This window comes from Streptomyces yangpuensis, from assembly GCF_024666385.1.
Lineage (GTDB): Bacteria > Actinomycetota > Actinomycetes > Streptomycetales > Streptomycetaceae > Streptomyces > Streptomyces yangpuensis.
The window spans coordinates 177278-196463 of sequence record NZ_CP102515.1 but is presented as its reverse complement, the minus strand read 5'-3'; the positions used below and the strand labels follow the sequence as shown (position 1 = coordinate 196463).

The following is a 19186-nucleotide window of genomic DNA, read 5'->3' as shown; positions in this document are numbered from 1 at the left end:
TTTTTGGGTGAATCTACACAGCGTAGGGGGCGGTGTGGAACGGGGAAGCACGGGCCTCAGCGAGGGGCAAGATGGGAACGGGAACGGGAACGGTGCTGTTGGTGGTTTTAGCGGTCCTGCCAGCAGGGGGTATGACCGGGACGCTGGTACGCGCGGGGCGCCGTGAGGCCGCTGCGGAGAAGGTTCGGCTCGCGGAGCAGGCGCGGATCCAGGCGCAGCGGTCGCTGGAAGCGGTATGGGCCATGAGCCCTATGGAGTTCGAAGAGTACGTCGCGGGCCTGTGCCGCCGGGACGGCTGTACAGAGGTCCGCCGTGTGGGTGCGGCAAAGGACTTGGGCGCCGACGTAATCGGCCGGTTGCCGGACGGCCGCAAGCTCGTGGTGCAGTGCCAGCGCTACGCGAAGCACCGCACCGTCGGCAGCCCGGACCTCCAGAAGTCCAACGGCACCGCCCGCAGCGAACACGGAGCGGACATCCCGCTCTTCGTCACTTCGTGCAAGTTCACCAAACAGGCCCGAGCATTCGCAGCCCGTCACGCCCTGGTCCTCGTCGACGTCGACCTGCTCGGCTTCTGGAACAGCGGAACAGCCCTGTCGACGCTTCTCGACCTGGACATCGGCCGGACCGGCACCAACCGGAAATTGGCCCCGGGCGACTGAGCTTTTCTGGCGCTCAGCGGTCGGGCGTCGATGCCCTCCGGCCGCTTCTGAGCCTGCAACGACGGGGCCGCGGGGGCGGGGCAGATGGTGCCGGGCGGTCATTCAGTGCTTCGGTCACCTGCCGGGTCGGCGTCGGGGAGAGACCGGCGGTCATCTGTCCGGAAGCGAGGCATCGGGCGTACCTCCTTGGCCCCCTAGACAGCCAGGGCAACCGCGAGCGAGGCCGCGGCCGCCTCGGCCGGCCCTGCGCTCCCCAGCGGAGTTCGCCCTCGGCAGCGGTCGCCTGGTGGGGCGAGTTCGCGGCGGGCGGCGGGGAGGACGCCAAGGACCTGGGCTCCGACTGCGTCCAGCCGGGACAGTCAGCAGGGCCGAGCTCGTGGAACCGGTGCCCGGTGAGGTCGTAGCAGGTGAGCACCCGCCGCAGGCCGGTGCTCAGCACGGCCGGGCCCGCCGCGGCGTTGGCTCGGAGCATCAGCACGGCTGCGTGGCTGCTGACACCGCCGCCGTCCAGGCCGTCATCGACGCGTTGCTCGAGCCTCCGGTCGTCCTCGGCCACTCCTACGCTGGGCGGCGCGTCCCAACAGCTCAAGGACGCCATCGTCGCTGAGCTGGATGGCTCGACCACCCTGCACCCCGGCCTGCCAACGACACCCTCTACGGCGACTGCCCTGAACCCCTCGCCGCGCGGGCGGTCGGCCTGCTGCGTACTCAAGCCCCGGGCTGTGGACGATGAGCCCCCCAGCACAGCTGGAAGAAAACTCCCTCCACCTACGTCATCTGCGCACAGGACCAGGCCATCGACCCTGGCCTCCAGCGGACCATGGCCTCGCGCCGCACCGACCTACGCGAATGGCAGACAGGCCACCCGCCGTTCGTGGGGCAGCCTGACCTCATCGTGGAACTCCTGCGAGAACTCCTCCCCACCGGCGTCGCGCCCCGGTGAAACCAGGACGTCACAACCACTCGTTGATCACTGCGATCAGGACCGTCGCCTCGTATCGGACCGCGAGCCTGTCGTACCTGGTGGCGACGGTACGGTGACTCTTAGGCGGTTGGTCCCGCACTCGACCGCGTGACGCTCGCGGTAGTCGACCGGGTCGAAGCGTGGTGGCCGGCCACCCCGGGAGCCGAGCTTCTGAGGGTCGATGTCCCGAGCCAGTTGGTGTGCGTGCTCGACGAGTAGCTCCCAGCTCAGCGCAGTGAGGAGGGGATCGGGCCGGGTCATGTGACACGAGGCGGTGTGACGCCGGCTCGGCCACGCGCGTGGAATGTGTTCCGTGCCTGCCTCGACGGGAGGGGAGCAAAGAGATGCTCGCCTCGTGTGACTTGGTACTTCAGTTGGCCCCTTCGGCCAGGTAGCTGCTCAGCTGACGGCGCCGGGCCGGAGAGTCTTGGTCATCCGCGTGTTAACTGCCGTTGAGGCCCCATGCATCGAGTCCGCCGTAGATATGGGCCCTCAGGCAGTGGGGGGCGTCAAAGCCTGAGGCTTCGCCGCGGTAGACGGCGATCAGCGAATCCTTGCCTCGCCACCAGGTGTCAGCGAGGCCCTGGACTTCAGGTACCGGCTCGAATCCGCCAAGGTCCAGCTCATCGACGGCACTGCCTTTGATCTTCGTGATGGTCTTGGCCCAGTAGCCCGCGTGGTGGGCCAGCGCCAGGGCTTCCACCCATCCCTCTGTGCTGGCGTGGAGCGGGGTCCAGTGGGCAGCGTCGATCCCGAACTCTCCTCCCGGCCCGATCATGAATCCGTGAGCCATGGAGACGCGACAGCCGCCGGCCGGGAACCGCCATCCGTCCGCGGCCGAGCCTTCGGGAACATCGGCTTCCAGAACGCGCGGGCCACCCTCGTATGCGGGGGCCGGGGGCAGAGCGATGCCGCCCCAGCACTCTTGGAAGGCCACGGCCCGGTCGATCTCGGCAGCCGGTATCCCTTCTTTGAGCCATACCTCCCGACAGAGCGTGAGGTCGCGGCGGGGAACCCGCAGCCCATGCCCCTCGACGAAATATCGGGCTCGGCGGCTCAGGCCTTCTGGCACCCGAGGGGTCAGCGGCACTCGTGCGTCTCCCGTCACTGCTGCCTCCTGCCACGGGAGGGGTGCAGCACTGCCGCGGCGATCTCCCGTACGCGGTCCTGGGTGATCCCCGTGCGCTGCTCAACGGCGAGAGGATGGTCGGTAGGTTCGAGCTCGATGAAGGGGCGCTGGCCGATCGGGCGGGTGTGGACGTTGGTCTTGAGGTTGAGGGTTGTGGGCGAGTAGACCGGCAGGTCGGTTGTGAGCCAGCCGAAGTAAGGTTTCTCGGACTCCCGGCCTGGCGTGTCCCACACGTCCGCCGCGCGGGAGAAGTTCTCGCGGCTGAGAGACACCCAGGCACCCCAGGAGAACACCTCGTCGCTACCGATCACCGGTATCTCGATCAGGCCTTTGACGAAGTAGTGCTGCGCCTGGATCACGCACTGGTCTGACGAGAGCAGGCAGTCGTCGGCGTCAGCGAAGGTCGGATCCCAGACAGCTGGGGCCTCGGCCGTGTAGTTCATGGGCAGCTCAGGGTGGTGCGCGCCGCAGCACGAGCAGGCGAATCCGAGATCAGTGGTCATGACGGGAGCCTAGTGCTCGGCTTCGGTGCAACCTGTCGGCACCCACATGCTGGCCGGCCTTGCTGCGCAGCGCCTAGAGCTCAGGCGGGCCAGTTCGTGATGGCCTCGCGTGCTGGTGCCCAGACGCGTTCGAACTCGGCCGACGTAATCTCGGCTGCGGAGTCGGTCTCCTGCCAGCCGTCCAGGCTGCCCTCGGCGAGGATGTCGTACTTGGGCTGGTAGACGGCCATGGCAGTTCGGTCACCGCGGTCGCGGATGTCGAGGACCTCGCTCAAAGCCGCTGCGGAAACCCCGTAGGTGAGAGCGGCGACCGCTACCCTGCGGGCCACCCCAGACGCTCACGGGCCAACTCGACCGCTCATGGGCCAACTGAAAAGCTCAGTCACACTCGGGTGAACTCACCCAGTTGGGCCATTTTAAAGCGGCCACCCCCGCGGAGAAAACGGCTGTACGGCTCTCTGAGCGCCTGCCGGTACAGGGAAGGCCTGATCACACAGGGGCTGTTGCGGTCGGCGGTTGGGACACCCTTGGAGAGCGTCGGTTTTGCTCGCTAAGTTCCTAATGTGCAAAAAGTGGTCTCCTGATGCCCCTCCCGGACCCGCCTCTCAATTGCACTTAGGGGCCTGTGTGTCGGACTCCGTACCCTTGGTTGCGTGCCTCGCCATTCAAAAAAGCCCCGCCGACTGGTCGCCGACGGACGCATATACATGTGGACGATGCGTCACGCCCACCGCAAAGACGAAACCGGCCGCGGCGTGGGGTGCCGCCAGATCCTCACCCTGACCCCTCAGCCTGCCGGCACCGGTGGCTCGCTGCGCATCGTCTTTCCAGAGGGGCCTGGACGGTACGTTCCGGGCGGGGGGTACTCCGGCTCCGGCGACGTGGGTTTCATCTCCGGTTCGGACCTGAACCTTCATGAACCCGGTGCAGTTCGAGCCCTACTCGAAGTCGCGTTGATTCACGGGTGGAGGCCAAAGGAGCGGCGGCCGGTGGAGATCGACGGTTGGCCCTTGCTTGACGCGGCAGTCGCCATGCGCGCCAATGCCGCCGATCCCGAGGGTACGTAGCAGGTGTCCCATGCTGGGTTGACTGCCTGATCCATCATCTCGCCCTAAAACTCAAGCAGCTCTTGCCTTTCTTCATGCTGACGCGCAAGGGTCGGTAGCTCCTCAGCCCTGGCGGGCTTGCGGTGCCCCGCCGGGTCAGCCAGCCTTCACTGGCGACCGCGGGCCGGACTCGCTTGGGAAGGCAGAGGCTTGGCTGATGCTGGGGGAGGTGCGGGTGACCACTGACCCTGAGAGTTCGGCGTTCCGAACACGGTGGCTGACTTTCGGTGGTGCGGGTTCGAGCGGGCTATCGTGCAGCGACAGGCTGGGCACCCAGCACCAAGGAACATCAACAGCGGATGCCGACCGCAGATCGGCTGCCTCGAAAACGCGGCTGACCGTGCCCCCAGTAGCTGTCCCACTGGTCCAGCTTTGTCACCCCTGTGCCCCTGAACGACACGTCGTCACTGTCAGACCGGTGTGCCCATTGGGCGTGCGTCAGTCGTACCTGCTGGACAGCAAGTACGAGGGCCGGTGGTTCTTTGTAGAAGAGGCCGGAGCTTTCCCAAGCCTGTGACCTGCAACGATGGGCCTCCCAGTGTGCTGCCTACAGCACAGTCAGAGATCTGAAATGTGAACCTGCAGAGCACATTTGGCTAGAAAGTCCAGGAGGCGTGTACTTTCTAGCCTCGCGGCGCCGCCTCGGATCACCGCAGGTCAGAGCGTTGCCGTCAAGCATGGGTAGGGCGGATTGCGCCTGTCGCTCGTGATGGAGATGTGTCCTCATTGCGACACGTAAAGTCAACGAGTCGTGGACTTATGCTGCGCGGAGACGCAGAAACTTCAGCATGCGTGGACTTTAGGGCTTCCAGTCGTGCGCGGGCGCGCCTGCAGATCTCAGCGGCGCGCCGATGAGCCAAAAGACAACCAGGCGTGGATTTTTGGATAGTCTCAGGCTGCCTGAGTAACGAGGGAGGTCCTGTGACAACTGATCCGCCCGCCCGTCGTCGAACGCGCGGGCCCCGGCCTGTACCCGAAGCAGCAGGAAACGAAGCCGAGTTCGGAGACATCCTGGCCGTGCTCGGCCAGCAGCTCGGGGAAAAGGTGGCCCAGGCCGCCGATCCCAGCGGCCGCCGTCGGCTCAAGGGCGTCCACTTCGAGTACGCAGCGGATCCCCGAGCCGTCCACGACATGGCGGGCGGCGCCGGCTACAGCCTCGCGAGCAACTGGTTCACCCAGCTCCTCGCCCAGCTCGCTGTTGCCAACAGCATCACCAAGTCGCAGCTGTGCGTCTTCCTGTTCGTGGCTGGCGGCCAAGTACCTGGTACCGGAATCGCGCAGTACACACAGCAGGAGATCACCGACGGACTGAACAAGGTTGCCGCGCAGAAGGGCGGCAAGATGATCACACGTTCCACCGTGAATCGCGCAGTCCAGGCACTTTGCGGCTACAACTGGGTGGAGAAGGCCGGCAACGGCCGGATCCAGATCAACGTACGTCTGTGGTTCCACGGAAACAGCACCGCACAGCACGAGGTCCTCGCAGAGATCGCTGAACGGCACGACCGCAGTCCCGAGGCTTTCCCCTATGCAGTAGGGCCCGAAGGCGCCCACCAGGAGGAACTCGACCTCGACTTCGGAGCCGATACGAGGGTACGGGGAAGGAAACGAACCGGGTGATAGCGCTACAAGGTCCGACTCTCGGCAACCGAACACGAGGAAGGCAACCCCATGGCTAACGTCATGTCTCCGATCGTCGCGGAGCGCATCTGGGCCCTGCCCCTGTCCGGGTCGGCCGTCAAGTTCCTCCAGTACCTCCTCTACCGAAGTGACTTCGGAGGGGCACTCCCTGTACGCCAGAGGGACATGGCGACGGAATACGGCGTCACGCCGCAGGCCGTCAGCGGACTCATGGCGCCTCTCTGTGCCTTGAACATCGTGCTGCGCCCGCGTAGCGAGGAGCGGAACGGCAATTCCTACCGCCTCCACCCTCTCGCAGCCAAGTACGAGACTCACGAGGCCATGGAGGCCGCGTTCAGGGACGCACTCGTCCGGATCCAGGCCGGGGATCTTGCGAATCTGAAGCTACCGACCTACCACCAAACGCCGCCGGCCCCTACCGGCCGGCCGAAGCTGCAGGTCGCCTGAACTCGGCCAGAAAAGAGGGCCCCGCCACCTTCGTGGCGGGGCCCTCTTTGCCTGAGTAACAAACGGTGGCTTGAGTATATCCGCCGCCTCCCTGTTTCGAGCAGCCGGACTACGCGGCGACGGGAGCCTGGGCTGAGTTCGCACAGGACGGTCGTGCATGCCTACGAGACGTGCGGAGGTCTTGGACATCAATATCGAGGACCTGCCCTTGGCTGGCCGCCGCTGCCCGGTGAGGGAGAAGGGTGCTCAGCTGAAGGCCGCCGCCGTGGCGCCCCGCAAGGACTACCTGTTGAAGGCGGTGTCCTGGGACGCCGGGACCGCCCGACTGCTGCCCCGGCTGCTCAGGGGCCGCACTCGCGGGCCCGTGTTCGTGACCCACCGCCGTCTCGGTCGCGGAAAGGTGGTTCAGCTCGCGCGACATCTGCCCGGACACCGGGCATGGCCGCCGTTCCTACGGGCAGGGCCGCGCACTGCTGGACGAGCACACTGTGCGAGGGCCGGGCACGGGCTGGGACCCGGACGAGAGCTCGTAGGCCTCGCCTCACCCAAAGAAATGATCTTGTCCAGCTCGAAAAAGTACTACCCCGGCATCGGACTGCTCGCAGAGGAGGAGAACGCATGAGTTCGCTCATCTCCGACGACGAGATCCACCACGAAGTCGGCCTCGTCTGGCTCGAAGACGTCACCGCACTCGACTACGTCCGCCAATCCCTGGACCGACTCCCCACCCGCCGCGGCAAACCCGCCTACCACCGAGACGGACGCCTGGTCGGGTACGCGCACTGGGACCCCAAGCGAAACCCTCCCGCTCCAGTGGAACCTTCCGCCGCCGCGTCTTCTGGGCCTGTGCAGGCAGTCGACGTCTAGCATTGAGCTGGACTCGGAAATCGAGAACCGATGTCTAGTGTTCGGTCGCTTCAGTCGCTGAATCTCCCACTATGGGGCTCTGAAATGCAGGTTCTTCCGAGCGACCGAAGCACGAAGAACGACCCTCTGAAGCACTGAGAGAAGCCCGTAAGGACGAGCTGCCCGTGCTCAGCGCCACGTACGAGCAGCAGCAGAGGCACCAGCCGGGGGAGCGGGCCGCCTACAGGCTGGCCTGCCAGGCCGCCAAACAGACACGCTCGCCCAAGCGCGCAGAGCTGCGCTCGTCCTCCGAGCTTCGCGCCGCTTGGCGGGATTCGGTGGCCCGGGCGTACGGAGCCGACATAGTCGCCGGCTGGCGGAGCGCGCCCGAGCAGCCGCCGCGGCGACATGGGCGCGGGCGCGCCCAGCCGTCGACATAGCGCTGGCGTCGGTCAACGTCGCCGCCGTGGTGTCCGGGATGCGCGGCGGGTGCAAGCACCACCACCTCCTCGCCGAAGCCCGCCGCCACCTCGCCTATGTCCGTCGGCAACCCCATCGACCTGGCCTGGACGAGGAGATGGTCCAGGCGGCGCTCGGTGGCTACCCCCATCCGGCCAGCCAGCGAGCGCCGACCTGCGCGCCCTGTACCCGCACGACACAAGGACCAGGCGTGCTCCGCGCGCTGACCCGCAAGCGGTCCGCCGCCCCGTACGAGCGGTAGGGCGGGGTGCATGATGCTGGCCAGTGGCGCGACCGGATAGTCACGCGGGAGGATGCTGGCCATGACGACGAACGAGAGCCGCCCGTGTGGCTGCCGGTGCGGGGGCGTTCCCGCTGGCGGAAAGTTCTTGCCAGGCCACGACTCGAAGATCGTGCCTCAACTTGAGGCAGACCATGGCAGCCTGATCGACTTCTGGGCCTGGTACGAGAAGGCGATGGCCGGTACACCGCCCACTTCGTGAGCAGCCGCTTCTGAGCTGAGGGCAGATCCGTCCGGGGGCAGCATCGGGATGTCCTCACACTTTGTGCCCGTGGCGCAGCTGGAGCGCGCCGTGCCGGAGGTGGAGCGCGATGGGCGCCTCTGCACTGCCTCCGGGCGAATGCCAGGCGGGGACGTAAACGACTGATTCCGCCCCCGCCTGGCATTCGATTGGGCGGGGGTACCGGTACGGAGCGGTCAGCCGCGTCGGAACCGAACCGGACCTGTTGCGGGTGGTTTCACGTAGCTGAGGGCACATCCTGCGGCCAGGAGGGCGGCACCGGCAGCGAGCGCCGGGCCTGAGTTCGGGCGGTGCAAGATGAGGGCCCATGGTTCGGCGCCGCCGCCGGCGCGCCATCCGGCGGCGGCGCAGACGAGTGGAAACACCGCGGTGAGGGGTGCTGTGATGCGGTGGCCGACGATCGGGTTGAGCAGCAGGGCGATGCCCAGGTAGACGGCAGTGTTGCGGCCGACCGCGACCGCGATGCCGGTGAAGCCCAGGACGTGCGCGAGGCCGGTGATGGCGAGGGCCGCTGTGGCGAGTCCGATGGCGAGGGCGGTGTCCCAGCGGTGCACCGGACGCACGGCGGTGATCTCGGTCGATGTGGTGGCGCGGCCGGTTCCGTTGATCCACAGCACTGCGGGAAGGACCGTGATCAGGTCGGCCAGGAGGAACTTTCCTGCCTGGCCGGCCAGAACGGGTATGGGGAGCTCGACGTTGCCGATGACGAGGCTGGCAAGGGCTGTCAACAGGGTGCTGACGATCAGTACCGCCGCGGCGCGTGAGCGGAGCCACCAGATCACCGGGCTGGCCCCGTCGGGTCGAGACGTGGCGGCTGATCGCAGGTGGTCAGGGCCTGGCGGTTGGCTTCGTACCAAGCCAGCTGCGCATCGCGAGGCTGTTGCAGCACCTTCTGGGCGAGGGCAGCCTCATCGGGCCTGAACCGGCCCGGCTGGGGCGGGGACTGGGTCGCGACGGCCGTGATCCAGGCCACCAGGGGTCCACGAGCGGGGTAGGCGGCGAACTTGCCCGTGGTGCGGGCACACTCCGGAAGCGGGGGCAGGACGGCGTTCGCCATGTTGGCTGCGAGGTCTTCAAGGCGTGGGACCTCGTTGATGCCGAGGGTGGTCTCCCCGGGCTTGGGCCTGCGGTTCTGAGTGAGGGTGGCAGGGACGGGCAATCCGGCCTCGATCATGCGGGCTGCGTAGGTACGGGTCTGCTGTACGACCTTGTTGTGATCGGCGGTCTCGGGCCAGAGGCAGATCTGAGGTTGTTGCCGTGTGTCGCAGACCAGATCGGAGGCATCTCGGACGACGACCGGGTCGTAGCCGAGGGGCTTGGCCACCGGTATGGCGACGGCAACGGCGCCGGCGACCAGGGCCAGCGCGAGCGCAGCCGTGCCCCGCGTCGCGCGGTGGATGACGGCCAGGGCAGCGGCACACACTGCCGTTGCGAAGAGCACTGCCACACCGACGGCCCGCGGGCTGATGACGGTCCCGACTGAGCAGCAGCTTCCGAAGCCGCCGGCGACGAGCTGGCGAGGCCACGAGCTTTCCCAGGAGGCGGGGAAGGCCATGAGGAAGAAGCCAGCGACGAGGCCGAGGGGCGCAGCGGCCAGGCCAGGCAGGTAGGAGCCCAGAAGGTATCCGGCGAGGGTGTTGGCTGCCAGCAGCAGCCCCTGTGCGCCAAGCATGCCCAGATGCGAAGGGGACGGGGCCGCGCCGACGGCGGTGGAGGAGATGGCCAGTGCCACTGCCATGCCGCCGACGCCCATGAGCCAGACCGGAACGAGGACAGGTAGGGCAACGCCCAGCCGGCTGCGTACAGGGGCCTGGTCGAAGATCCGGCCGCGCTTGAGACGGGCGGCTTCCCACGCGGCACTCCCCGCGCATGCCGCGGCCGCGAACGGCAGCGCCATGGACGCCTTGCCCAAGGCCGAGGGGCCGTAGCCGCGGGTCACGAAGCTGGTCAGCGTGTCGTTGAGCAGGAAGGCCACGAACGCGGCGAGCAGGAAGAACATGACCGTCGCGGAGGACGATCGTACGAGAGTGCGGGTCAGCATCGCTTTAGATCTCCTGCCCGACGAGCAGCGCGTAGGCGGCCTCCGCCCGTTCGCGGCTCCCACCGGAAGCAGGGGCGAGGGCATGGAAGTCTGCCGGGCTTCCCTGGAAGCGGACCGCACCCTGGTCCAGGACAACGACCTGGTGGTAAAGGTCGGCGAGGTCCTCGGTCTGGTGGGTGGAGACCAGGACCTGCACCCTCTGGGAGAGCTCTGCCACCAGCTGGCGGAACATCTGGCGCTGCTGCGGGTCGAGTCCGGCGGTCGGCTCATCCATGAGGATCAGCTCGCTGCGATGGGTCAAAGCTCCGGCAATGCCCATGCGCCTGAGCTGCCCGCCGCTGACCTGATGGCTCTTGCGGTCCGCCAGCTTGCCCAGCCCGACCCGCTCGACCGCCCCGGCCGAGGCCTCCCAGGCCGCGCCGCGGCTCATCCCCTTCAGCCAACCCGCGTAGGCGACCTGCTCGCGCACGGTAAGGCCGGGAACCGGTGTGATGTGCTGGGGTATCCACGCGACGCGCTTGCGGTAGGCGGCCTGCCTGCGGCGATCGGGGCGCGCCCCGTTGAAGCTCACGCTCCCATTCGCTGGAGTCAGCTGCGAGGCCGCTATGGCCATCAGGGTCGACTTGCCCGCTCCGTTCGGGCCGAGGAGCACCGTTGCGGGGGCGTCGACCGTCAGGGCTAACCCGGTGAACCCCGAGGCCTGCCTCCCGTACCGGAAGGCGATGTCATCGAATACCAAAGCCATGTTCACAGCGCGCAATCCGCCGCCCTGGGGGCGGCAAGTAGTGGGACTATGGTGAGCGCGGGTGTCCCGGCGCTGAGATCGCCGGGACACCCGTCGTGCCAGGTCTGCTGCTACCAGCCGATCTTCACGTAGTCGACCCACAGGTAGCCGCCGTTGAGGAGGCTGTCCAGCCGGAAGTAATGGACGCCGACATCGTCGGGGTCCTTCCAGTCGACCCAACCGCAGTAATTGGTGCGAGACCCCTTGCTCGGGTCCGGCTGCCAATCCACGGCCTTGCGGAGCATGAGCCCCGCCTGGTTGAAAGCGCCATTGGTCGAGCAGCCCTCGAAATAGACACCGGTCCAGGCGCCGTCGGCGTTGCTGTCCTTCCAGTGACGCGACTCGTTGCTCACGTACCAGTTGGAAATGTAGGTGTTGAAGGACCCCTCGGCGTGCGCCGGGGTCACGGCGGCAACGCACAGCAGTGTCACGCCAGCCATGACGCTGGCAGCGCGTTGAAAATTGACCTTCACTGATCCCTCCCGCGTCCGATGCCCCAGGGGCAGAGGGCAGCGATGCACCAGCCCCGAGGTGTGCACAAAATCGAACATATGCCGGAAGATCTCGCTCCATCGGGCACGGACAGCGGATGGCCGAAAAGCTGAACGGAGCAACCAACTACAGACGTGCGAAGGGCAAAGGCCAGGTGGGGTGCGAGGATCGCCAGTGCCGTCTTGACATTGGCCAGGAGAGATCCATCCTTCATGCGTCGGCCCTCTGGCTGCGTAGGTGAAAACGAGGTTCTGGCACAGATCTTGGGGAGCTGCCACGGAGCGTTACAGAGGCAGGGACACCTTGCGGCGTAGTTCGAATCCGGATCGAGCGTAGAGCTCGATCTTCTTGCGAGGGATCCAGTGCCCTGATCCAGAGCACGACAAGGCTGGTGCGGCTGGCTGTCGTACTCAGGTTCTAGAGTTCGGCACATGCCCCGTCACACACCTGCCCGGCCGGTCAACGTGGAGAGCCTCTTCCCCGAGCTGCTTCCCCTCCGCGTTGAGTCCGTCCGCTTGCATCCGCGCCCCGGTTCTCCGACGTTCCGGGACAGCTCTGTCGGAGGTCCTCTGATGTGGCCCGCCGGTGAAGCATGGCCGGTGTGCGACGCGGAACACTACGACCCGGAGACCACGAGCTTCCTCGAACCTGCTGCGCCCTTGGCCCCCATCGTGCAGATCCGCCAGGAGGACGTACCCACCCTGCCCTTTCCGGAGGGCACCGATCTGCTTCAAGTCCTCTGGTGTCCCTACGCGCACGGTACCTACTGTTACCCGCTGCCCCAGGTGTACTGGCGAGACTCCCGATCGATCGGGGACGTGGAGGCAACACCTGCACCGTCGGCGGGCGGGCTTCCCGAAGGCTGGTACCCGGCCCCCTGCGTCGTTCACCCCGAGCAGGTGACCGAATACCCAAGGAACGACTGTCCCCGGGATCTCGAGGACGCACTCGAAGACCGTGTCGAGGCACTGCTGGCCGAGACCGGGCTTCGGTACTCGTCGCATCTTGCCGACGCACCGGGAATCAAGCTGGGCGGCTACCCGGGATGGAGACAGGAGCCCTGCTGGCCGGACTGCAAAACGTGCGGTGGCCGGATGGAGCACCTTCTGACCGTGACAGAGGGAGAATTCGACAGTGAGTCCTGGCGTACGTGGCTTCCCGAGGAAGACCGGACGGCCGAGAGCACCGAGACCCGCTGGCTGTGGGAATCCGAGGCGTTCAACCCCACCCTCCTGGACACCTGCGGCATCAACGTCTACGTCTTTGAGTGCCGCACCTCTCCCCACCGCCCCGTCGGACACTGGTCGGACCGATGACGGGCAGAGCGTCTTGGAGTGTCACTGGAGCAGGATCATCTTGCGGAGTTGTCCGAATCCGGCTCGGCCGTAGAGCTGCCGCTTGATCTTCTTGATGCGGTTCACGGCGCCCTCGATGCTGCCGGAACTCAGTGTGCCGGATGCCCCGGCGCCGCAGATACTACGTCGGGTGTCCGGTAGTTCGCTGGGTGTATGCTGTCCGTCCGATCATGCGACTGTCGTCCGGTCGGATCGTTATCCCTTACATGGGGCGGGCAGAACGCGGTGATCTGTCGGACGCGGAGTGGGAGAGGCTGCGGCCGTGCCTGCCGGTGAGCAACGGCCGGTGCGGGCGGTGGCGCGATCACCGGCAGGTGATCGATGGGATCCTGCACCGGGTGCGGACCGGGGTCCGCGGCCAGGAGCCGGCGCAGCCGCCGCTCAACCCGCCACTGCCTGGAACGACATGCAGCCGAGCAGAACACCGCGTCCGGTCTGGCACCCGGCCGAAGCTGGTCACCGCAAGACCGACAAGCCCTCTCCGAGGCCTTGCTCGCGTCCTTCAACACCAGCCCGGCCTAGAACTCAAAGCTAACTCGCGCGGGGGATCCGAAACAGGGACTTACGGAGCGGTGCGGGTGCGCGGCCGGGAATGCGGACAGGGCCGGCCCGGCGTGTGCGGGTCGGCCCTGTCGCGTGCAGCACTCGCGCTGCAACGCGGTGCTGCTCTTGTCCCTGTCTGCGAAGCCATCAGCATTCGAGGGGGTTCCGCCGGTCGCCCGGTCGGTTCTGCACCCCCACGGTGCCCTGCCGGCGGACCGAAACACAACCGGAGCTTGGACGGTTGTGGACGAATGGCGACAGCAGCGTTCCGATCGTGGGTCGCTCTGGGGGTGCGTGCGGGTAGGGCACGGGTCCGGCCCGCGCATTTTCGCTGGTCAGGCGCCGGTCCCTGGAGAACTTGCACGCGTACAAGTCATGGACGCCGGCGAACGAACGAACGGTCATTTCGTGCATTTGGGGTGGTGTGTGGTTGCTGAGGCTTAAACAGCCCAGCAACGTGACTGAAAGAGACGCCGCAGGCGGCAGTAGGGAGGCGTACGGTGGCAACGCCGAAGCGACGGTGGTTGTGGGGTGGTTGGGCAGGGTTGGTCCTGGTCGGTGGCGCGGCCACCCTGTACCTGGAGGACCCGGCAGGTGCTCCGGCAGAGCCGCAGCGATGGGAACGCCATTCCTCACACCCGCCAGATCCGTCCCCCTGCCCGAGTTCCAGCTCGGAGGCCCCGGTGGCCCACCGCAACTGCACCCTGTGGGCGCGGAGATAGGCTGGCGCACTGCTGGCTGGCGTCGGGATAGGTGGAGTGGCTGCCCGCCTTCGCGGAGTGGAGCCCACTGCGGCGGGGAGCGAGCCGACAGGGTCGCTCCCGATCGGGCGTTTGCGGGGCCGTCGGCGGCGGCTGCGGCCCGCTCCCGCGCCCGGGTGACCTTCGTCCTTGCGCATGCGCGTTGTGCGGTGCGCTCCCTCCTAGGGTTCAGGATCCTGGAAGGCGTCGATATCCGCGGTTGGTTCCACGCCGAGATGGTTCTGGGCGTTCAGCAGTGTGGCTGCGTAGACCAGGTACGGGCCATCCTGGCCCCCCTCACGGAATCCGTAGCGTTCCAAGCACTTCCGCGAGGCACCGTTCTCGGGAAGGACGAGGGCGGTAAGGAAGACGCGGTCGCGTGAGCTGTGGCGTGTGGTGATGTCGCTGACGATCGCTCTCAGGAGAGCTTTTGACGCGTACTCACCATTGGACAGCTTCTGTCCATGGACTTCGAGAGCTGTTGCGTAGGCGTCGATGCGTCGCTCGAAGACTGCCCCTGACTCGGCAGGCAGCTCCTCCGAATAGTGGACGCCGACCCCCACAAGCACGTCTCCATCGCGCAGGAGGATCAAGCGCTGGTCGTGAGTACGAGCGCGACCATTGGTCGCTGAGATGGCATGTTGATGGATGTACTTCTGAACGGAGTGCGCCCACTCGGTCAGACAGCGGCGACTGTCGTTCGGGTGCCGGACGATATCCATCCGGCACCCGGGACAGCAGTCGAAATTTTGCAGCTCTATCCGATTGGCCTTGGTGCCCAACGACCAGGAGACTCGTTCCACCCTTGAATCTTACGGGTGATCAGCTACTCCGAATGGAGCCTGGCGAAGAGCGCGGAGCGGAACGCATCGTCCAGCGGCCGTTGGACCCTGGCGTCCTCTGCCTGGGGGTCAGTAACTGCGGGTGCGGGGTCGCCCCCGCAGTTCTCGAACAGGAGTCCGGGCTGCAAGCGCGTGATGATGGTGGCGCCGGTGAACTCGCTCAGCAGGAGTGCAGGGTCACCAATCGAGAGGCCTGCTGCTTCCATCATCGCGTAGGGCAGCTCGTGGTCCAGTCCTGCAAGGCCAGATTCGGTAAATCGGACCTTCTTGCCGTCCGTGCTCTGCAGGATGCCGGCGATGCTCTCCTCCTCCGGCACACCAGGCAGGCTCGCCAAGGCGGAACGGGTGAGTTCGCACAGTGGCCGCAGCACCTTCCAAGCCCCTTCTGAGGGGGCGGCCAGCGGCTCCAGCTCGGAGGCGTCAAGCTGCTGGTTCTTCAACAGCGTCATGAGTTCCTCCTCAATCCTCTGTGCTGCTGAGCAGTAGGCACGGGCAGCGTCCTTGTCGTCCCTCCGGTACATGACTGCGGCACGCACATTCAGGCTGCTGTACAGGGTGCCAACGCCAGCGAGACGGTGATTGTTGCGCCGCGTGAAACGGATCCCCGGGGAGAGGACCTCGTTGCTACGCAACGTCCTGACCTGTGCCTCGCGCGCAGGGTGATCAGGCCGGAAGGCGTGCACGATGTCTCGCCAGCGCACCACTGGCCACGCCTGTACGTGGGGAGCCGGAGTATTCATCGCATCCCGATCCGTCGAAACAACGCTTCGCTCTGAACAGCGTAAATGTGTCAATACGCGCTGTCAACCGCTGATGTCAAGCCGTCGTGAGTAAGCCTGGGGAGGTTCGATCCAGCTCTCAGCCCGGACACTGTAGGACGCAAGATGCCGTACCCAGCGCTTAGGGCGGTGCGGTTTCGGCGCTGACCATCGAAGGGGCTGCGGTGCTAGCCGCTGCCCGAGCCGCTAGCCGCACTATTGGTCTCGAGATCGCCGGGCAGCTGACCGCCACGGCTGCGGAAACGCAGCTGGCCGCGCTGCGTGCTGCCGGAGGGCTGGAGCGGAGCGCCGCCCGGTGAGCCGAAGGCCGCCGGCGCGCTGTGCGACGACGGTATGCAGGCTGGCCGAAGCGGTGGCCACCGCGCTCGGCACCACCCACTCCAGGGCTCTGGTTCTGCTCCTGGCCGCTCAGGACGGACGGCTCGCGTCGGGGGATTCCGTGCGGACGGGAGACCCGCAGGGCGCCCAGCGACGGTCCGTCACGAGGTTGGACCGGACGCTGACGAGATCAGACCCGTCTCTCTGACCTGCGCAGTGTCGCAACTGTCGAGATTCTGCGCTCTGTTGCTGCACATGTGGCTTACGGCAACGGCAAAAGCGAAGGGGAGCAGGGTGGATCCGATTGTGACAGGAGCGGCGGTGACCGTTCTCGTCAGCTTGGTGAGTGGCGCGGTGAAGATCGCGCACCGCTGGTTGAGGACGGAGGTGGAACTCGCGCGTATCGCGGGTGAGGGGATCACAGCGAGGATCCGGTATGCGGCGCCGCGGGGAGCGATGCAGGAGCCGGCCAGGAACCGGCGCATTTGGTTCGCTCCTGAGTCGCACGGGATCGGGGGTGGCTGTGATGGAGGATGCCGCCAGCCCTGAACTGCTCGTGGACGGGATGCCCGATGTGCAGCCCTTGGAAGCACCGGCCATAGCGCTGCCGGGCCGCGAGCTGGCCGAGGCGTTGCATCATGATCAGTACCCCGCGCTCGTCCGCTTCCTGCTGTTCGCCGGGGCGTCCTGGCCGGAAGCCCAGGATGCCGCGCAAGACGCGTTCACGAAGATGTGTACGCCGGGCCTGACCATCAGCCGTCCCATAGCCTGGCTGCGTACCGTCGCCTGGCGGTCCTGGGTCAGCCAGAAGGTCAGGCCGGAAGACGCCTTCGCGGAGCTACCCGAACCCGAGGTCAGCCTGCGATGGCACACGCCAGCACAGGCGGCCGAGATCGGGGAGGAAGGACGGCAGGTGATGGCTCAGCTCCTCAAACTGCCCTCCCCGCGCTGCCTTGGCGTGGAACCTCGACGGCTTCACCACCGAGGAGAGCGCGCGGGCCATGGGCACCGCGCAGGTGGCTGTTCGCCAGAACCTCTCACGCGCCCGCACGGCGCTGAAGGCGAAGTTCCAGCTTTACAGCGAATACCAAGACGACGAAGCGCCGAAGGGAGAATCATGAGCAGCGATGCACCCCGCAGCGGTGCCGGCGCGCACAGCGGCACTTTGGAAGCCCTGCTGGTCTCTCTGCACCGGGACGTCGGCAGGGCGGTCCTCGACCGGCTGGCAGCGCAGGGAGGCGTTCCTGACCTTCAGGACCCCCCCGCGACGCTTGCCCGCATGCCATGGTCAGCCCACCATGCAACCGGCGCCGCAGTAGCAGAGCGCCTGAGCCGCGAAACGATCGAGGCTGACGACGAACGGCACCTCCCCTCGGCGGCCAGGCTGCCGACGCACGGACCGCTGACCGGTCGGCTTGCCTCGGTGCCACTGAAGTACCGACGTGAAGCGCTACGTCTCGCCCACATCTACTGGCCCACCGATCTGACCATGGTGGTCCAGGCCGCGCTCACGACCGTCGAATCGCTTACCCACCTTCTGGAGGCCGACGAACTCCTGCCGGAGGTGGCACCGTGATCGCCAGTACGCCAGTTGCCCGATGGACGTGGGGCGAGTTCGTCGAGGACGTGGACCCCCTGTTCCGGTGCCTCGGAGACCTGATGGCGGCTCGGTCCGTGCTGGCCTCGCACCGGCTCGCACTCGGCGAGCCGACCTTCCGTCTCGCCATCTCCGAGGCCGGCACAGAGGCCGACATGCTGTTCCAAAGCGAGCTCTCCGCTGCCGGATCCGCTGAGGAGCTGGCCGGCGCGATCAGGTCTGCCATGCGCCCCGGTCCCATCGGATCGGTGGATGCCCGATGCACCGTGGCCGGCTCGCTGTCCACCGGTGCGCAGGAGATCCGGACGGAAGGCGTGTTCGACCTGGCCGCCTTTGTGGACACCGGCTTCGCCACAGTTGATCTGATCACCTACTCCGATACCTGGATGCCGTACGACCTCCGAGGCCGGGCCCAGTCCGCCGTGTACGAGGCGAACGCGCCCCGCCTCGCGTCCGTGCTCGAGGAGCTCACCGAGGTACTGGGATCCGACATGGACCCCGAGGACCCCACCTACTTCGGCACGCCGACCGCGACGGGTGTCGTTCCCCATGTCGACCCGGACGGAACTCCGTCCGATTCCTGGGCCCGGTTCGAGATCCCCCGGCGGTACGAGGAGTTCACCCACGCCCCCGGCTTCGGGCACATCGGATACCGACGCTCGGTGTCGGGCGAGGTCCGCTACGTGCCGGTGACCGACGACCGCGGGGTGCTCGGATACTTCTGGGCCTCCGAGTCCGAGCCCGCGGCGAGCTTCGAGCCCCGTGACCTCGATGACGACGAGCGTTACCGGACCGCGCTCACGTGGCTGGACCGCCCGCGCTCCGCATCCGATCGGGGACTGTCACCCTGCCAGGCCCTGACGGAGCTGACGGGACGATCACTGAGCGACACCGAGGGGCCCATGCGCCTGACTGAGCTGCGTGCACGGGCGGAAGACGTCTGACCGTTTCCGCCCCACACACACCGCTGTGGACCATCAAAGCGGTGCGTCTGTCCCCGCGGCCAAGGACGTCGCGGCCGGGCAGGACCGTTCCCATGTCGTGGTCTTCCTCGCCCGCGGCGGCGGACACGGATTGTTCGTGGGTACGGACAGGCCGGCAGGGGTGTCGGTGTCCCGAGTCCGAGGCGGGTGAGTTCCTCGCGGGCGAGGGCTGCTCTGTGTACGCGGCGAACACGACCGCGGCCGAAGCCGAGACCGCGTTGCGTGCGCTGCGGGGGTGGGCGGCCCGGACGGCCGTCCCCGACAAGGCCTCGCTGCACGAGAATTTCGACGGGCTGGAGGAGAGGCAGGTGGCCCTCCGCCACGCCTACCGGCTGCCGGACCCCGCCGAGGAGGCCTTCAAGGAGGCCCGCCTCGCTTTGGGGGTGCCCCTGCAGTTGGTCTCCTACGCGCAGTGA

At 66.9% G+C, this 19186-nt stretch carries 17 protein-coding genes and 5 pseudogenes; 12 read left to right on the top strand and 10 right to left on the bottom strand.

The features are described from left to right. Window positions 1–131 precede the first annotated feature (131 nt). Both NRK68_RS34750 and NRK68_RS34745 read left to right on the top strand, forming a co-directional pair. Window positions 132–659 (top strand): restriction endonuclease, encoded by a 528-nt coding sequence (locus NRK68_RS34750; RefSeq protein ID WP_257858167.1) that lies wholly within the window; start codon window positions 132–134, stop codon window positions 657–659. Between the two features lie 484 nt (window positions 660–1143). Beyond that, window positions 1144–1602, top strand: a pseudogene (locus tag NRK68_RS34745) (alpha/beta fold hydrolase). Between the two features lie 10 nt (window positions 1603–1612). Here NRK68_RS34745 and NRK68_RS34740 read toward each other — a convergent pair. The 4 genes and pseudogenes from NRK68_RS34740 to NRK68_RS34725 all read right to left on the bottom strand — a co-directional run. Beyond that, a pseudogene (locus tag NRK68_RS34740) lies at window positions 1613–1797 on the bottom strand (IS5 family transposase); the annotation flags it as partial. Window positions 1798–2065: 268 nt separating this feature from the next. Next, window positions 2066–2731: a hypothetical protein gene (locus NRK68_RS34735; RefSeq protein WP_257858166.1), complete on the bottom strand. Its 666-nt coding sequence runs from the start codon at window positions 2729–2731 to the stop codon at window positions 2066–2068. Then, window positions 2728–3255: a DUF2199 domain-containing protein gene (locus NRK68_RS34730; RefSeq protein ID WP_257858165.1), complete on the bottom strand. Its 528-nt coding sequence runs from the start codon at window positions 3253–3255 to the stop codon at window positions 2728–2730. The genes NRK68_RS34735 and NRK68_RS34730 overlap by 4 nt, the downstream gene beginning before the upstream one ends. 80 nt (window positions 3256–3335) lie before the next feature. Beyond that, entirely contained in the window at window positions 3336–3584 is a 249-nt protein-coding gene (locus NRK68_RS34725) for a hypothetical protein (RefSeq protein WP_257858164.1), read from the bottom strand. A 387-nt stretch (window positions 3585–3971) separates the two neighbouring features. Here NRK68_RS34725 and NRK68_RS34720 point away from each other — a divergent pair, with 387 nt between their 5' ends. From NRK68_RS34720 to NRK68_RS34700, 5 genes and pseudogenes are all read left to right on the top strand, one after another. Further along, window positions 3972–4322 carry a hypothetical protein gene (locus NRK68_RS34720; RefSeq protein ID WP_373024696.1) on the top strand — a complete coding sequence of 117 codons (351 nt, stop codon included), beginning with the start codon at window positions 3972–3974 and terminating at the stop codon, window positions 4320–4322. A 960-nt stretch (window positions 4323–5282) separates the two neighbouring features. Continuing rightward, entirely contained in the window at window positions 5283–5981 is a 699-nt protein-coding gene (locus NRK68_RS34715) for a hypothetical protein (RefSeq protein WP_257858163.1), read from the top strand. A gap of 51 nt (window positions 5982–6032) precedes the next feature. Continuing rightward, entirely contained in the window at window positions 6033–6449 is a 417-nt protein-coding gene (locus NRK68_RS34710) for a hypothetical protein (protein ID WP_257858162.1), read from the top strand. A 166-nt stretch (window positions 6450–6615) separates the two neighbouring features. Then, window positions 6616–6973: pseudogene (locus NRK68_RS34705) on the top strand (site-specific integrase); the annotation flags it as partial. Window positions 6974–7067: 94 nt separating this feature from the next. Next, a pseudogene (locus NRK68_RS34700) lies at window positions 7068–7291 on the top strand (DUF6009 family protein); the annotation flags it as partial. A 1181-nt stretch (window positions 7292–8472) separates the two neighbouring features. Here NRK68_RS34700 and NRK68_RS34695 read toward each other — a convergent pair. The 4 genes from NRK68_RS34695 to NRK68_RS34680 form a co-directional block, all read right to left on the bottom strand. After that, window positions 8473–9078, bottom strand: coding sequence for a hypothetical protein (locus NRK68_RS34695; protein ID WP_257858161.1), 606 nt, complete (start codon window positions 9076–9078; stop codon window positions 8473–8475). Continuing rightward, the gene (locus NRK68_RS34690) at window positions 9075–10337 is read right to left on the bottom strand and encodes a DUF7224 domain-containing protein (protein WP_257858160.1); all 1263 of its coding nucleotides are present in this window, start codon (window positions 10335–10337) and stop codon (window positions 9075–9077) included. Before NRK68_RS34690 ends, NRK68_RS34695 begins: the two co-directional genes overlap by 4 nt. Before the next feature lie 4 nt (window positions 10338–10341). After that, entirely contained in the window at window positions 10342–11082 is a 741-nt protein-coding gene (locus NRK68_RS34685; protein ID WP_257858159.1) for an ATP-binding cassette domain-containing protein, read from the bottom strand. Window positions 11083–11192: 110 nt separating this feature from the next. Further along, entirely contained in the window at window positions 11193–11672 is a 480-nt protein-coding gene (locus NRK68_RS34680; RefSeq protein WP_257858158.1) for a hypothetical protein, read from the bottom strand. A gap of 1053 nt (window positions 11673–12725) precedes the next feature. On the opposite strand from NRK68_RS34680, the gene NRK68_RS34675 reads away from it, so the two are divergent. After that, window positions 12726–12929 (top strand): hypothetical protein, encoded by a 204-nt coding sequence (locus NRK68_RS34675; RefSeq protein WP_257858157.1) that lies wholly within the window; start codon window positions 12726–12728, stop codon window positions 12927–12929. Window positions 12930–13174: 245 nt separating this feature from the next. After that, window positions 13175–13318 (top strand): annotated as a pseudogene (locus tag NRK68_RS34670) (transposase); the annotation flags it as partial. A gap of 1115 nt (window positions 13319–14433) precedes the next feature. Here NRK68_RS34670 and NRK68_RS34665 read toward each other — a convergent pair. Continuing rightward, window positions 14434–15054: a hypothetical protein gene (locus NRK68_RS34665; RefSeq protein ID WP_257858156.1), complete on the bottom strand. Its 621-nt coding sequence runs from the start codon at window positions 15052–15054 to the stop codon at window positions 14434–14436. A gap of 23 nt (window positions 15055–15077) precedes the next feature. Next, the gene (locus NRK68_RS34660) at window positions 15078–15542 is read right to left on the bottom strand and encodes a hypothetical protein (protein WP_257858155.1); all 465 of its coding nucleotides are present in this window, start codon (window positions 15540–15542) and stop codon (window positions 15078–15080) included. A gap of 1174 nt (window positions 15543–16716) precedes the next feature. Between NRK68_RS34660 and NRK68_RS34655 the strand changes: the two genes are divergently transcribed. The 3 genes from NRK68_RS34655 (at window position 16717) to NRK68_RS34645 (ending at window position 19186) form a co-directional block, all read left to right on the top strand. Then, complete coding sequence (locus tag NRK68_RS34655; protein ID WP_257858154.1) at window positions 16717–17766, top strand: RNA polymerase sigma factor; 1050 nt, start codon at window positions 16717–16719, stop codon at window positions 17764–17766. Further along, window positions 17763–18731, top strand: coding sequence for a hypothetical protein (locus tag NRK68_RS34650; RefSeq protein ID WP_257858153.1), 969 nt, complete (start codon window positions 17763–17765; stop codon window positions 18729–18731). The genes NRK68_RS34655 and NRK68_RS34650 overlap by 4 nt, the downstream gene beginning before the upstream one ends. Window positions 18732–18946: 215 nt before the next feature. Continuing rightward, a complete protein-coding gene (locus NRK68_RS34645; protein WP_257858152.1) occupies window positions 18947–19186 on the top strand; it encodes a hypothetical protein in 240 nt (79 codons plus the stop codon).

Excerpts from the sequence above, each read along its gene's own strand:
- NRK68_RS34680 (WP_257858158.1), bottom strand. The coding sequence starts at position 11,672 with ATGTTCGATTTTGTGCACACCTCGGGGCTGGTGCATCGCTGCCCTCTG.
- NRK68_RS34730 (WP_257858165.1), bottom strand. The coding sequence starts at position 3,255 with ATGACCACTGATCTCGGATTCGCCTGCTCGTGCTGCGGCGCGCACCAC.
- NRK68_RS34720 (WP_373024696.1), top strand. The coding sequence starts at position 3,972 with ATGCGTCACGCCCACCGCAAAGACGAAACCGGCCGCGGCGTGGGGTGC.
- NRK68_RS34685 (WP_257858159.1), bottom strand. The coding sequence starts at position 11,082 with ATGGCTTTGGTATTCGATGACATCGCCTTCCGGTACGGGAGGCAGGCC.
- NRK68_RS34655 (WP_257858154.1), top strand. The coding sequence starts at position 16,717 with ATGGAGGATGCCGCCAGCCCTGAACTGCTCGTGGACGGGATGCCCGAT.
- NRK68_RS34750 (WP_257858167.1), top strand. The coding sequence starts at position 132 with ATGACCGGGACGCTGGTACGCGCGGGGCGCCGTGAGGCCGCTGCGGAG.
- NRK68_RS34690 (WP_257858160.1), bottom strand. The coding sequence starts at position 10,337 with ATGCTGACCCGCACTCTCGTACGATCGTCCTCCGCGACGGTCATGTTC.
- NRK68_RS34660 (WP_257858155.1), bottom strand. The coding sequence starts at position 15,542 with ATGACGCTGTTGAAGAACCAGCAGCTTGACGCCTCCGAGCTGGAGCCG.
- NRK68_RS34710 (WP_257858162.1), top strand. The coding sequence starts at position 6,033 with ATGGCTAACGTCATGTCTCCGATCGTCGCGGAGCGCATCTGGGCCCTG.